Below are 13617 nucleotides of genomic sequence, written 5' to 3'. Positions count from 1 at the left end.
GCTCACCCGGTCGGGCCGTGACAGCCCGCGACCGCCCACGTGCGGGGTCTGCCGAGGCAGATAGGGTGAACCCGAGACCATCAACTCACCCGCCGAAGTCATCGGCCGGGTCAGTCACGAGGAGAGATCGGCGTGACCGTTCGCGTAGGTATCAACGGCTTCGGTCGGATCGGGCGGAACTTCTGGCGTGCCGCTGCCGCCAGTGATCACGACATCGAGATCGTGGCCGCCAACGACCTGGGCGACGTCGCGACCATGGCGCACCTGCTCAAGTACGACAGCGTCCTCGGGCGTCTCGAGCAGGAGGTGAAGGTCACCGGTGAGGGCATCGAGGTGGGCGGCAAGCTCATCAAGATCCTCGCCGAGCGTGACCCGGGCAAGCTGCCGTGGGGCGACCTGGGTGTGGACGTCGTCGTCGAGTCCACCGGCTTCTTCACCAACGCCGCGGACGCCCGCAAGCACGTCGACGAGGGCGGCGCGAAGAAGGTCATCATCTCGGCTCCGGCCAAGGGCGAGGACCTGACCGTGGTGCTGGGTGCCAACGACGAGAAGTACGACGGCACGCAGACCATCATCTCCAACGCCTCCTGCACCACCAACTGCCTGGCCCCGATGGTGAAGGTCCTCAACGACGCCTTCGGCATCGAACAGGGCCTGATGACCACGGTGCACGCCTACACCGCGGACCAGAACCTGCAGGACGGCCCGCACAAGGACCTGCGCCGGGCCCGTGCCGCCGCGGTCAACGTGGTCCCCACCAGCACCGGTGCCGCCAAGGCCATCGGCCTGGTCATCCCGGAGCTCAACGGCAAGCTCGACGGCTACGCGATGCGCGTCCCGGTGCCGACCGGTTCGGTCACCGACCTGACCGCCACCGTGCGGGACGACGCCACCGCCGAGTCGGTCAACGAGGCCTTCAAGGCCGCCGCGGCCGAGGGCCGGTTCAAGGGCATCCTCAAGTACAGCGATGACCCGATCGTCTCCGCCGACATCGTCACCGACCCGCACTCGACGATCTTCGACGCGCCGCTGACCAAGGTCATCGGCAACCAGGTCAAGATCGTCGGTTGGTACGACAACGAGTGGGGGTACTCGAACCGGCTGGCAGACCTCGTCAACCTCGTCGGCTCGAAGCTGGCCTGATCTCGGGAAGCTGCATTCCACCACTCGGCTCGCGCAGCGGTGCGGGTAGCGGAACGAACCTCAGACGCCGTCTGGCTCTGGGATCCGAGACGTGAGCATCGACGGATGCGCGGCGCTACGGCTGTCCTCCCCGGACGACGTCTGAGAAACCCGCGGCGGTGCGAGTTGCGAGGGTGGCGAAAAAGAGCGATGGAACCCGCACGAGCCGTTCGTTGGAGCGGGCTCGTGCGGGTTTTCCCGTCTTCTGTAGGAGTGAGAGCGTGAAGAACCTCGACGATCTGCTGTCCGAGGGTGTGCGCGGTCGTCGCGTCCTGGTGCGCGCCGACCTCAACGTGCCGCTGGACGGCGAAGAGATCACCGACGACGGCCGGGTGCGCGCCTCCCTGCCGACCCTGTCCAAGCTCAGCGCGGCCGGCGCGCAGGTCGTGGTGACGGCGCACCTCGGCCGCCCGAAGGGCGAGCCGGACCCGCAGTACTCCCTGGCCCCGGTGGCCCGCCGCCTCGGCGAGCTGCTGCACGCCGACGTCTCGCTGGCCGGGGACGTGGTCGGCGAGTCCGCGAAGTCCACCGTCGCCGGGCTGTCCGACGGCGACGTGGCGCTGCTGGAGAACGTGCGCTTCGACGCGCGCGAGACCAGCAAGGACGACGCCGAGCGCGAGTCGCTGGCCGCCGACCTCACCGCGCTGGTCGGCGAAGGCGCCGCCTTCGTCTCCGACGGCTTCGGCGTCGTGCACCGCAAGCAGGCCTCGGTCTACGACGTCGCCAAGAAGCTGCCCGCCTACGCGGGTGGCCTGGTGCTCGCCGAGGTCGAGGTGCTGCGCACCCTGACCGGTGACGCCAAGCGCCCCTACGCGGTCGTGCTCGGCGGCTCCAAGGTCTCCGACAAGCTGGGCGTGATCAAGGCGCTGCTGCCCAAGGTCGACAAGCTGCTCATCGGCGGCGGCATGGCCTACACGTTCCTGGCCGCCCAGGGCTACGGCGTGGGCTCCTCGCTGCTGCAGGAAGACCAGATCGAGAACACCAAGGCGCTGCTGGCCGACAACGGCGACAAGATCGTGCTGCCGGTCGACGTCGTCGCCGGCGACCGCTTCGCGGCCGACGCCGAGAGCCGAACCGTCGACGCCGACGCCATCCCGGACGGCTGGATGGGCCTGGACATCGGCCCCCGCAGCGTGGAGCAGTTCGCCCAGGTGCTGCGCGGTGCGGGCACCGTGTTCTGGAACGGCCCGGCCGGCGTCTTCGAGTTCCCGGCCTTCGCCGAGGGCACCCGCGGCATCGCGCAGGCCATCGTCGACTCGGACGCCTTCAGCGTCGTCGGCGGCGGTGACTCGGCCGCGGCCGTGCGCACCCTCGGCCTGCCGGAGGACGGCTTCTCGCACATCTCCACCGGCGGTGGTGCGTCGCTGGAGTACCTGGAGGGCAAGGAGCTCCCGGGTGTTCAGGTCTTGGAAGGTGACGCCTGATGGCTCGTCAGCCCCTCATCGCCGGCAACTGGAAGATGAACCTCAACCACCTCGAGGCCATCGCCCTGGTGCAGAAGCTGGCTTTCGCGTTGCCGGAGAAGTACTTCTCCAAGGTCGAGGTGGCGGTCATCCCGCCGTTCACCGACATCCGCAGCGTGCAGACCCTCATCGACGGCGACAAGCTGCTGGTCAAGCACGGCGCGCAGGACGTCTCCGAGCACGACTCCGGTGCCTACACCGGTGATGTCGCGGCGTCGATGTTGGCCAAGCTCGGCTGCAGCTACGTCGTGGTCGGCCACTCCGAGCGCCGCGAGTACCACGGTGAGACCGACGAGCTGGTCAACAAGAAGGTCCGCCAGGTCCTCAAGAACGAGATGACGCCGATCCTGTGCGTCGGCGAGGCCCTCGACGTCCGCGAGGCCGGCGGGCACGTCGAGCACTGCACCACGCAGCTGATCGACGGCCTCAAGGGCCTCAAGGCCGAGCAGGTCCGCGGCACGGTCATCGCCTACGAGCCGGTGTGGGCCATCGGCACCGGCAAGGTGGCCACCGCTGCCGACGCCCAGGAGGTGTGCGGCGCGCTGCGGCAGGCGCTCAGCGACAAGTACGGCAAGGAGGTCGCCGACGAGGTCCGCGTCCTCTACGGCGGCTCGGTGAAGTCCAGCAACATCGGCGAGCTGATCGGTCAGACCGACGTCGACGGTGCGCTGGTCGGCGGCGCGAGCCTGAACGCCGACGAGTTCGCCAAGCTCTCCGCCATGGCCGCGGGCGGCCCGCTGCCGTGACAGCGCGAGGGGACGCCTCCGGCCGGGACCGGAGGCGTCCCCTCGTCGTTTCGGGTGAATTCCACTTCGAGGATCCCGATGTCGTGATCTCGCCCGCCGAAGAACCCGAGGTCGTCGTGTGGGACCCTCGGTGCGTAAGTGGGGTGGACTGGTCAACTGGGGGTTGGCGAGCCGGTACTCTAGGTTGCGAACCGCTGTGCGAACGAGGACGATATGACTCTTTTCCTGCAGATCATGTTGATCGTGACGAGTGTCCTGCTGGTGCTGCTCATCCTGCTGCACCGGGCCAAGGGGGGCGGACTCTCCTCGCTGTTCGGCGGCGGTGTGCAGTCCAACCTGGCCGGCTCCAGCGTGGCGGAGAAGAACCTCGACCGCATGACGCTGTTCGTCATGGCGCTGTGGGTCATCTCCATCGTCGGCGTCGGCCTGTTGATCAAGATCGGTTGATCGACCGCCGCACGGACGGTCGACGACCCCGGGCCGCTTGGTGGGTGAGGACGGATGACTGGCGGTAATGCGATTCGCGGCACTCGTGTGGGCTCGGGCCCCGCGGTAGGTGAGTCTGAGCGGGGGGAAGCCGCTCCGCGGAAGCGGATCGACTACTGGTGCGCCAACGGGCACCACAGCAAGCCGTCGTTCGCGCTCGACGCCGAGGTGCCGGAGGAGTGGGACTGCCCGCGCTGCGGACTCCCCGCAGGTCGGGACCAGGACAACCCTCCGGCTGCCAGGCGCAACGAGCCGTACAAGAGCCATCTCGCGTACGTCAAGGAGCGGCGGAGCGACGAGGACGGGATGCGAATCCTCGACGAAGCGCTCGCGAAGCTCCGGGAACGCAAGGGGCGCTGACGTTCGACCGGACCGGGTCCGGGAGCACTTCCTGGGCCCGGTCTTCGTGCGTTGGCCGTCCACTGCTCTGTGGCCCGGCCGTTCAGCGGTGCCGCCAGCGGGCTCTGACGCGCCTCCTGGCGCGACGCGAGCGGCGTCGAGCGCACGGCCGTCCTCCTGACGAGGTGTCCGAACCCGCGGCAGTGCGAGCTGCGACGAGGTGCGGTGTGACCCCGGCGGCGTGGTCTGGCCCGTCTTGTTACCGACGGGTAGGGTCTCGGTCGTCTTGAGCGTTCCTTGGGAGGCATTCACATGGGTTTGGCGACGGCTGATCTGGCGGACCGCGAAGGGCCGGAGGTGCGCAGCTGCGACGTTCAGTTCCGCAACTACGGCGGTGTGGTGGCCTTCGAGGGGCGCATCCGGACCGTCACCTGCTTCCAGGACAACGCGCTGCTGAAGAAGACGCTCTCCGAGCCCGGTGACGGTGCGGTGCTGGTCATCGACGGGTCCGGCTCGCTGCACACCGCCCTGGTCGGCGACGTCATCGCCGAGCTGGGCCGGTCCCACGGCTGGAGCGGGATCATCGTCAACGGCGCGATCCGCGACTCCGCGGTCATCGGCGGCATGGAGTTCGGCGTGAAGGCGCTGGGCACCAACCCCCGCAAGTCCACCAAGGCCGGCGAGGGCGTCCTCGACGAGGTCGTCGAGTTCGGCGGCGTGAAGTTCGTGCCGGGCGAGTACGTCTACGCCGACAGCGACGGGGTCGTCGTGGTCAGCGAGCCCTGATCACCCCTTGCTCCTCAGCCGCCGTTGTCCGGCGGCCACCGGTGCCGATCGCGCGGGGCTCCGGCCCTCGTCGCGGTCGGCACCGGTTCGTCCGGGACCCGGACCGCATGAGCGGAGGCTTCGCAGGCGGTCCTCCGAGCTGTATTCTCTTGCATACAGTCGTGTGCAGGAGGGTGTGCGGTGGTGGACGTCGAGGTCGTGGTGGTGGGCGGCGGCAACGCCGGGTTCTCGGCGGCGCACTCCGCCGCCGAGCGTGGAGCCCGGGTGTTGCTGCTGGAGAAGGCCCCGGAGGACGCCGCAGGCGGGAACTCGTACTACACGGCCGGTGCGTTCCGGTTCGCCTTCGACGACCTCGACGAGATCGCAGACCTGCTCGAACCCGACGAGCGGCACCCCGACACCGTGGTGCCCGCCTACCCGGCCGGCGCCTTCCACGCCGACATGGACCGGGTCACCGGCGGCCGCTGCGACCCGGTGCTCACCGACGTGCTGATCTCCCGCTCCACCGACACCGTCCGCTGGCTGGCGAGCAAAGGCCTGACCTGGCGGTTGATGTACGAGCGGCAGGCCTACCTCTCCGGGGGCAAGTGGGTCTTCTCCGGCGGGCTCCACGTCGGCACCGTCGGCGGCGGCAAGGGGCTCATCGCCGGCCACACCGCCGCCGCGCGGGAGGAGGGCGTCGAAGTCCGCTACGGCGCCGAGGTGACCGCGCTGCACCTCGACGACCGCGGTGTCACCTACCGCTGCGACGGCGTCGAGCACCGGGTCTCGGCCGGGGCGGTCGTGCTGGCGGCGGGCGGTTTCGAGGCCTCGGCGCAGCGCCGGGCGCGTCACCTCGGCCCCGAGTGGGCCCGCGCCCACGTGCGCGGCACGCCGACCAACACCGGCGACGTCCTCGACCTCGCGCTGGCGGCCGGCGCCGCCCCGCACGGCGACTGGACCACCTGCCACAGCACCGCGTGGGACGCCGACGCCGATCCCGACGGCGGGAACCGCGAGCTGACCAACCAGCTGACCCGCCAGAGCTATCCGCTCGGCATCGTGGTCAACAAGGCGGGGGAGCGGTTCGTCGACGAGGGCGCCGACTTCCGCAACTACACCTACGCCAAGTACGGCCGGGAGGTCCTGCGCCAGCCGGATGGCCGGGCGTTCCAGCTCTTCGACGCGCAGACCCGCCCGCTGCTGCGCGCGGAGGAGTACGACTCGCACCCGGTCGCCGCCGCCCAGGCCGACACGCTGCAGGAGCTCGCCGCCGCGCTGGGAATCGACGCCGATCGGCTCGAGAGGACGGTTCGCTCGTTCAACGAGTCCATCGTGGACGCCGAGTTCGACCCCGCGGTCAAGGACGGGCGGGCGGCCCGCGTCGACCCGCCCAAGTCCCACTGGGCCCTCGCGCTGGACACCCCGCCGTACTACGGGTTCGCCGTCGGCTGCGGCATCACCTTCACCTTCGGCGGCCTGCACGTCGACGCCGGGGCACGCGTGCTGGACACCTCCGGCGCGCCGATCCCGGGCCTGTTCGCCTGCGGTGAGGTGGTCGGTGGGCTGTTCTCCGGCAACTACCCGGGCGGCACCGGGCTCACCTCCGGCGCGGTGTTCGGCAGGCTCGCCGGGGCGGGGGCGGCGGAGGCCTGAGTATCCTGGCGTTCTGCCAGGTCGGTCGAGTGAAGGAGTGGGCGGCCCTGTCCGAGGTGTACGAGCGGCTGCGCGGGGAGATCGTCGACGGCACCTTCGACGCCGGCGCCAACCTCGTGGAGCTCGCGCTCGCCGAACGCTACGGCACCAGCCGCACGCCCATCCGCGAAGCCCTGCGCAGGTTGGAGCAGGACGGCCTGGTCGAGCGCGGTGAGCGCGGCATGCGGGTCCGCACCCGCAGTCCCGAGGAGATCCTGGAGATCTACGAGGTCCGCGTCGCCCTCGAGGCCACCGCGGCCTCGGCGGCCGCGACCCGGCACGGCGAGTTCGACCTGATCCGCATCCACAAGGCCCAGTCCGCCATGGACGCCGTCTCCACGGGAGACCCGGCGGCCATGGCGGCGGCCAACCGCGCCGTGCACGAGGCGATCTGGACCGCGAGCCACAACTGCACGGTCGTGGACCTGCTGACCAGGCTCAACAACCACCTCACCCGCTACCCGGCCACCACCCTGGAGGTCCCCGGCCGGTGGGCCGAAGCCCTCGCCGAGCACCACGAGCTCATCGCCGCCGTCGAAGCCCGCGACGCGGACCGCGCCGGCGACCTCGCCAAGTCCCACATGACCAAGGCCCGGGACCTCCGCCTCCAGCTCTACCGCGAAGCCTGACCCCACGGCGGCCACAGCACCCCACTCGGCTCCGGCAGGGCGGGTCCCCCGATCACCGGGATGTTCCGCGCTCTGACCCGGGTCCGTGCAGTGATCACCAGGAGTTCCCGGGTCCCGTGGGTGGGTCAGGGGGTGTAGTGGTCGTGGACGACTCTGGTCATGGCGTTGCGGGCGACCGTGGTGAGGGACGTGGCGCTGAAGTAGACATCGCCCTCGACGCGGGGCTGGCCCGCGTTGAACCCCAGGTGGCGGGTGAGCTCCGCGGGGTCCTCCCACTTCGGTTGGCCCACCTTGTAGGCGGCCTGTCCGATGTAGAGCTTCACGTCGGTGCCCTCGACGGTGCGCGACCACCACGGCACCACCTTGGCGTAGTCGGCCGACGGGTGCCCGAACTGCCAGTACACCTGGGGCGCGATGTAGTCCACCCAGCCTTCCCGGACCCAGCGGCGGGTGTCGGCGAAGATCGCCGAGAAGGATTCCGCGCCCTTCGTGTCGGATCCCGCCGGGTCGCTGGAGGCGTTGCGCCAGATCCCGAACGGGCTGACGCCGAACTCGGCGTCCGGCCGGGCCGCGCGCACCTTCTCGTGCAACCCGGCGACGAGCTGGTTGACGTTGTCCCGGCGCCAGTCGTCGATGTTGTGGAAACCCCTGTTGTGCGAGGCGAAAGTGCGCTCGTCCGGGAGCTGTGCTCCCTCGACGGGGTAGGGGTAGAAGTAGTCGTCGAGGTGCACGCCGTCGACGTCGTAGCGCGACACCGCGTCCATGATCGCGGTGGTGACGAACTCGCGGGCCTGCGGCACACCCGGGTCGTAGTAGAGCTTCCCGCCGTAGGAGAACGTCCACTCAGGATGGAGACGGGCGGGGTGCGCGGGGACCAGCGAGTTCGGGTCGTCGCTCATGCTCACCCGGTACGGGTTGAACCACGCGTGGAACTCCAGGCCCCGCTGGTGCGCCTCGTCGACCAGGAACCGCAACGGGTCGTAGCCCGGGTCCCGGCCCTGCTGCCCGGTCAACCAGTGCGACCACGGCTCCCACGGCGACGGCCAGAACGCGTCAGCGGTGGGCCTGACCTGGACGAACACCGCGTTGAGGTGGTTCGCCACGGCCTGGTCCAGCACCGCCCGGTACTCGGCCCGCTGCTGCTCGGGGGAGAGGCCGGGCCGGCTCGGCCAGTCGGTGTTGGCGACGCTGGCGATCCACACGCCGCGCATCGCGGTGCTCGACGGCGAGGCGACCCCCGCCGTGCCCAGCAGTCCTACCAGGACAGCCGCCAGACCGATTGCCGTGCCGAGCACACCGAACCTGCGCACCGGGTCCCCTCCGCCGTGATCACCGATCCCGCCACAGCGTATTGCCGGACCCGTCCCGCTGCACAGAGCACCACCGATCACGGCGAACGCGAACGCGCCCCCTCCCGGCAGGAGGGGGCGCGTCAGGTGGTGGCTCAGCGCAGCGCGGAGGCCGCGGCGGTGTCGAGGAGCCAGAGGGTGCGGTCGCGGCCGACGGCTCCCGCAGCGGGGATGTCGACCGGCTTCGCGCCGTTCAGGGCGGCCGCCACCGGTTCGGCCTTGGCCTCGCCTGTGGTCATCAGCCAGACCTCGGAGGCCGCGCCGATCGCGGGCAGCGTCAGCGAGATCCGGGTCGGCGGCGGCTTCGGGCAGTCGTGCACGCCCACCACGGTCCGGGACTCCTCTCGCACGTACGGGGTTCCCGGGAACAGCGAGGCGGTGTGGCCCTCCTCGCCGACGCCCAGCATCAGCACGTCGAACGACGGCACCGACGCTCCCGCCGGAGCCAGCCCGGCGAGCAGCTCGGCGTAGTGCGCCGCCGCGGCGTCCGCGTCGGAGCCGAACTCGCCGTCGGACGGTGCCATCGGGTGCACCCGGGACGGGTCGACGCCGACGTGGTCCAGCAACGCCTGCCGGGCCTGCACCTCGTTGCGCTCCCCGTCGTCGGCCGGCAGGAACCGCTCGTCGCCCCAGAACACGTCCACAGCGGACCACTCCACCGCGCTCAGCGCGGGGGACTGCCGGACCTGCTCGAGCACGCCGATGCCCGTGCGGCCACCCGTGAGCACCACCGACGCCGAACCGCGGACGGTCTGCGCATCGGCGATCGCGGTGATCAGCCGGGCGGCCACCGCGGCGGCGAGCACGTCACCGCCGGGGTGGACCAGCGTCTCGGGCCGGCTCACCGCTCCGCCTCCTCGTCGGAGCTCTGCTCCTCGGCGGTGTCCTCGTCGCGCACGATGCCCTTGAGGCCGCCCAGCGTGATCTCGTAGATCTCGTCCGGGTCGAGGCGCCGCAGCTCCTCGCTCAAGCAGTCAGCGACCTCGCGGCGGTGCAGCGAGATCCGCCGGTCCGGCTGACCCGGCTGGGTCAGCGTGCCGACCTTGCCGTCAGGCCGGACGATCTCGATGTTGCCCGAGGGGCGCTCCAGCACCGCCGAGTAGATGCCCGAACCGGCCCGCGAGCTCTCCAGGCGGCGCACCGGGATGTCCAGGTAGGCCGACAACCAGGCCGCCAGCAGGTCCGTCGAGGGCGAGTCGGCGGCACCGGTGACGGTGGCGGCGGTGACTCGCTCGTGCGGCGGCAGGTCCATCGCGGCGGACAGCATCGCCCGCCAGGACGTCAGGCGCGTCCAGGCCAGGTCGGTGTCACCCTCCACGTAGGACTTGACCCGCTTCTGCAGGGACTCGATCGGGTTCGCCTCGGCGGCCGCGTCGGTGATGCGGCGGTGCGACAGCGCGCCCAGCGGGTCCTTCGCCGGGGCCTCCGGCGCGTCGGTCGGCCACCAGGTCACCACCGGGGCGTCCGGCAGCAGCAGCGGCACGACCGATCCCGCGCCCTCGTCGGCCAGCGGGCCGTACAGGCGCAGCACGATGACCTCGGAGGCACCGGCGTCGCCGCCCACGCGGATCTGCGCGTCCAGCCGCGGCGCCGCCTGGCGCGCACCGCTGGCCACGACGATCACGCGGCACGGGTGCTCGCGGCTCGCCTCGTTGGCCGCCTGGATCGCCTTCTCCACCTCGGTGCCGTCGCCGGTGGCGATCACCAGCGTCAGCACCCGGCCAAGCGCCACGGCACCACCGGATTCACGCAGCTCCACCAGCTTCTTGTTGACCTGCGAGGTGGTTGTCGACGGCAAGTCGATGATCACGGTCGCCTCCAGACGCGTCCGGTGCGGGCCAGCATCTCGTCCGCCGTGGACGGACCCCACGTCCCGGCCTTGTACGGCTCGGGCTTGCCGCGCGAAGCCCAGTGCTCCAGCACCGGGTCCAGGATGTTCCAGGACAGTTCGACTTCTTCGTTCACCGGGAACAGCGAGGGCTCACCCAGCAGCACGTCCAGGATCAGCCGCTCGTAGGCCTCCGGCGAGGACTCGGTGAAGGCGTGGCCGTAGCCGAAGTCCATCGTGACGTCCCGGACCTCCATCGAGGTGCCCGGAACCTTCGCACCGAAGCGCATCGTCACGCCCTCGTCCGGCTGCACCCGGATGACCAGGGCGTTCTGCCCCAGCTCCTCGGTCATGGTGGCGTCGAACGGCAGGTGCGGAGCGCGCTTGAACACCACGGCGATCTCGGTGACCCGGCGGCCCAGCCGCTTGCCCGAGCGCAGGTAGAACGGCACACCCGCCCAGCGGCGGCTCTCCACCTCGAGGGTGATCGCCGCGAAGGTCTCGGTGATCGAGTCGGACGCGAAACCGCCCTCCTCGTGCAGGCCCGGGACCAGCGAACCGCCCTGCCAGCCGCCGGTGTACTGGCCGCGCGCGGTGGTCTCGTCGAAGGGGCCCACCGGCTTGGTCGCCGAGAGCACCTTGACCTTCTCCGCGCGCAGGTCGTCCGGCGAGAAGGACACCGGCTCCTCCATCGCCGTCAGCGCCATCAGCTGCAGCAGGTGGTTCTGGATGACGTCCCGCGCCGCACCGATGCCGTCGTAGTAGCCCGCGCGACCGCCCAGGCCGATGTCCTCGGCCATGGTGATCTGCACGTGGTCGACGTAGTGCGCGTTCCAGATCGGCTCGAACAGCTGGTTCGCGAAGCGCAGCGCCAGGATGTTCTGCACCGTCTCCTTGCCGAGGTAGTGGTCGATGCGGAACACCGACTCCTCGGGGAAGACGTCGTTGACGATCCGGTTGAGCTCCTTGGCGCTCCCCGCGTCGTGGCCGAACGGCTTCTCGATGACCACGCGCCGCCAGCTCTCGTCGGTCGGGTCGGTCAACCCGGACCGGGACAGCTGCTTGAGCACCGTCGGGAACGCCGACGGCGGCACCGACAGGTAGAACGCGTGGTTGCCGCCGGTGCCCCGGTCGTCGTCGAGCTCCTTGACGGTCTCGGCGAGCCTGTCGAAGGCCGCGTCGTCGTCGAAGGACCCCGACACGAACCGGATGCCCTCCGCCAGCCGGTCCCAGACCGTCTGGTGGAACGGCGTCCGGGCGTTCTCCTTGACCGCCTCGTAGACGACCTGCATGAAGTCCTGGTCGGCCCAGTCGCGGCGGGCGAACCCGGTCAGCGCGAAGCCCGGCGGCAGCAGGCCGCGGTTGGCCAGGTCGTAGATCGCCGGCATCAGCTTCTTGCGCGAGAGGTCACCGGTGACGCCGAAGATCGTCAGACCGCAGGGCCCGGCGATCCGCGGGAGCCTCTTGTCCCGAGGATCCCGCAGCGGGTTGGTCCATTCACTGCTCGTGGTCACGCTGTCCCCCGAGGTTCTGCACGGCCTTGACCAGCTCGACGAGCCCGGCCGCGCGGTCGGTCAGGTGCAGTCGCAGTACCGGCCGACCGTTGTCGGCCAGCACCTGGCCGTCACCCAGAGCCTGGGCGCGTTGCAAACCGGCCAGCGTGTACGGCCGCTCCGGCACCTCCAGGTCGGCTTCGGTGTCGCCGGTGATCTGCAGGAAGATGCCGTTCTGGTGGCCGCCCTTGTGGTACTGCCCGGTGGAGTGCAGGAACCGCGGACCCCAGCCGAAGGTGGTCTGCAGCCCCGTCCGCCGGGCCAGCTCGGTGCGCAGCACCGCGGCGGAGGCGTCGTCCAACCGGTCCAGGTAGGCCTGCACGGACAGGTACCCGCCGGTCGGAGCGGTGGCCAGGAACGCGCGCAGCGCCTCGGTCACGTTGCCGACACCGGCCGAGGACCACTCGCCGGAGGTGTGCACCTCGATGGCGCCGTCCACGGTCGCCGGGGTCACCGCCGGGCCTCCCGCAGGACCGTCCAGCAGCGCGCGAGCGGCCTTCTTCGCGGCCTCCACGTCCGGCTGGTCGAACGGGTTGATGCCCAGCAGCCGACCCGCGATCGCGGTGGCGAACTCCCACAGCAGGAACTGCCCGCCCAGCGAGCCGCGGGTGCTGATCTGCGCGGCGCCGACGGTCGGCCCCACGGCCACGGTCGTGGCGTCCGGACCCGCGTCGGAGAAGCCCGGCGCGTCCGCGTTCTCCACGACGACCGGCAGCACACCGGTGCCGTCCTTGCCGGTGGACTCGGCGATGAGCTGCTCGACCCAGTCGCCGAAGCCGGCGATGCCGGACCCGGTGTCGGCGAAGACGAGCTTCTCGGCGCCCTTGTCGTGGGCAGCGCCCATCGCGGCGGCCAGCTGCAGCGCCGGGTTCTCGGCCGAGTCCTGCTCGAGCGCGGTGAACGCGTCCGCGGCGTCGTCGAGCAAACCGGCGATGTCAGCGCCCGCCAGACCGGCGGGCACCAGGCCGAAGGCGGTCAGCGCCGAGTAGCGGCCGCCCACGTTCGGGTCGGCCGTGAAGACCTTGCGGTAGCCCGCCTCGCGGCCCGCGGTCTCCATCGGGGAACCGGGGTCGGTGACCACGATGATCCGGGTCACAGGATCGATTCCGTTTTGTTCGAAAGCCTTCTCGAAGATGCGGCGGTGGGAGTCCGTCTCGACGGTGGTGCCCGACTTCGAGGAGACGACCAGCACGGTCCGATCGAGGTCACCGGCCAGCGCGTCGGCGACCTGACCGGGGTCGGTCGTGTCGAGCACCGTCAGCGGGACACCGGCGGTGCCGGTGATCACCTCGGGTGCCAGCGAGGAGCCGCCCATGCCGGCCAGCACCACGCGGTCCAGCCCCTCGGCGTGCAGCTCAGCGCGCAGCGCGTCGATCTCGGCCAGCAGCGGCCGGGAGCTCTCGGCCAGCGTCGTCCAGGACAGGCGGATGGACGCCTCGGGCTCGGCGTCGGGGCCCCACAGCGTGGCGTCCTGGGCGGCGAGCTTGCCGGCAACCGCATCGGCGGTCAGCCGCTCGACCAGGGGGCGAGCCTCGGCCGCCAGCGCCGTGTCGGCAATTTCGACAGATACATCGGTTGCCAT

General features: G+C 70.8%; 13 protein-coding genes. 8 read left to right on the top strand and 5 right to left on the bottom strand.

Features of this window, described 5'->3' with window-relative positions:
* Nucleotides 1-132 precede the first annotated feature (132 nt).
* From gap to EIL87_RS07655, 8 genes are all read left to right on the top strand, one after another.
* On the top strand, nucleotides 133-1143 hold the full coding sequence (gene gap / locus EIL87_RS07690; RefSeq protein ID WP_125089480.1) for a type I glyceraldehyde-3-phosphate dehydrogenase: 1011 nt from the start codon (nucleotides 133-135) through the stop codon (nucleotides 1141-1143).
* A 260-nt stretch (nucleotides 1144-1403) separates the two neighbouring features.
* Complete coding sequence (locus EIL87_RS07685; protein ID WP_125089479.1) at nucleotides 1404-2606, top strand: phosphoglycerate kinase; 1203 nt, start codon at nucleotides 1404-1406, stop codon at nucleotides 2604-2606.
* The gene (gene tpiA, locus EIL87_RS07680; protein ID WP_125089478.1) at nucleotides 2606-3391 is read left to right on the top strand and encodes a triose-phosphate isomerase; all 786 of its coding nucleotides are present in this window, start codon (nucleotides 2606-2608) and stop codon (nucleotides 3389-3391) included. Before EIL87_RS07685 ends, tpiA begins: the two co-directional genes overlap by 1 nt.
* A gap of 213 nt (nucleotides 3392-3604) precedes the next feature.
* Complete coding sequence (gene secG / locus EIL87_RS07675) at nucleotides 3605-3838, top strand: preprotein translocase subunit SecG (RefSeq protein ID WP_125089477.1); 234 nt, start codon at nucleotides 3605-3607, stop codon at nucleotides 3836-3838.
* A gap of 54 nt (nucleotides 3839-3892) precedes the next feature.
* Entirely contained in the window at nucleotides 3893-4237 is a 345-nt protein-coding gene (locus EIL87_RS07670) for an RNA polymerase-binding protein RbpA (RefSeq protein ID WP_125089476.1), read from the top strand.
* A 291-nt stretch (nucleotides 4238-4528) separates the two neighbouring features.
* Nucleotides 4529-5002, top strand: a complete 474-nt coding sequence (gene rraA, locus EIL87_RS07665) for a ribonuclease E activity regulator RraA (RefSeq protein ID WP_125089475.1) — start codon at nucleotides 4529-4531, stop codon at nucleotides 5000-5002.
* Nucleotides 5003-5155: 153 nt separating this feature from the next.
* On the top strand, nucleotides 5156-6637 hold the full coding sequence (gene tcuA / locus EIL87_RS07660; RefSeq protein WP_325049429.1) for an FAD-dependent tricarballylate dehydrogenase TcuA: 1482 nt from the start codon (nucleotides 5156-5158) through the stop codon (nucleotides 6635-6637).
* A 29-nt stretch (nucleotides 6638-6666) separates the two neighbouring features.
* Nucleotides 6667-7305, top strand: coding sequence for a GntR family transcriptional regulator (locus EIL87_RS07655; RefSeq protein WP_199740302.1), 639 nt, complete (start codon nucleotides 6667-6669; stop codon nucleotides 7303-7305).
* A gap of 125 nt (nucleotides 7306-7430) precedes the next feature.
* On the opposite strand, the gene EIL87_RS07650 is transcribed toward EIL87_RS07655, so the two are convergent.
* The 5 genes from EIL87_RS07650 to EIL87_RS07630 all read right to left on the bottom strand — a co-directional run bounded on the left by EIL87_RS07650 (nucleotide 7431) and on the right by EIL87_RS07630 (nucleotide 13617).
* On the bottom strand, nucleotides 7431-8615 hold the full coding sequence (locus EIL87_RS07650) for a glycoside hydrolase family 10 protein (protein ID WP_233576090.1): 1185 nt from the start codon (nucleotides 8613-8615) through the stop codon (nucleotides 7431-7433).
* 134 nt (nucleotides 8616-8749) lie between these two features.
* The gene (pgl, locus tag EIL87_RS07645) at nucleotides 8750-9499 is read right to left on the bottom strand and encodes a 6-phosphogluconolactonase (RefSeq protein WP_125089473.1); all 750 of its coding nucleotides are present in this window, start codon (nucleotides 9497-9499) and stop codon (nucleotides 8750-8752) included.
* Nucleotides 9496-10464: a glucose-6-phosphate dehydrogenase assembly protein OpcA gene (gene opcA / locus EIL87_RS07640; protein WP_125089472.1), complete on the bottom strand. Its 969-nt coding sequence runs from the start codon at nucleotides 10462-10464 to the stop codon at nucleotides 9496-9498. Before opcA ends, pgl begins: the two co-directional genes overlap by 4 nt.
* On the bottom strand, nucleotides 10461-11996 hold the full coding sequence (zwf, locus tag EIL87_RS07635; RefSeq protein ID WP_125089471.1) for a glucose-6-phosphate dehydrogenase: 1536 nt from the start codon (nucleotides 11994-11996) through the stop codon (nucleotides 10461-10463). The genes opcA and zwf overlap by 4 nt, the downstream gene beginning before the upstream one ends.
* Nucleotides 11980-13617, bottom strand: coding sequence for a glucose-6-phosphate isomerase (locus EIL87_RS07630; RefSeq protein WP_125089470.1), 1638 nt, complete (start codon nucleotides 13615-13617; stop codon nucleotides 11980-11982). The genes zwf and EIL87_RS07630 overlap by 17 nt, the downstream gene beginning before the upstream one ends.

The organism is Saccharopolyspora rhizosphaerae, from assembly GCF_003931915.1.
Classification (GTDB): domain Bacteria; phylum Actinomycetota; class Actinomycetes; order Mycobacteriales; family Pseudonocardiaceae; genus Saccharopolyspora; species Saccharopolyspora rhizosphaerae.
Note: the sequence above shows the minus strand (reverse complement) of the source record. Positions and strands in the feature narration are given on the sequence as shown.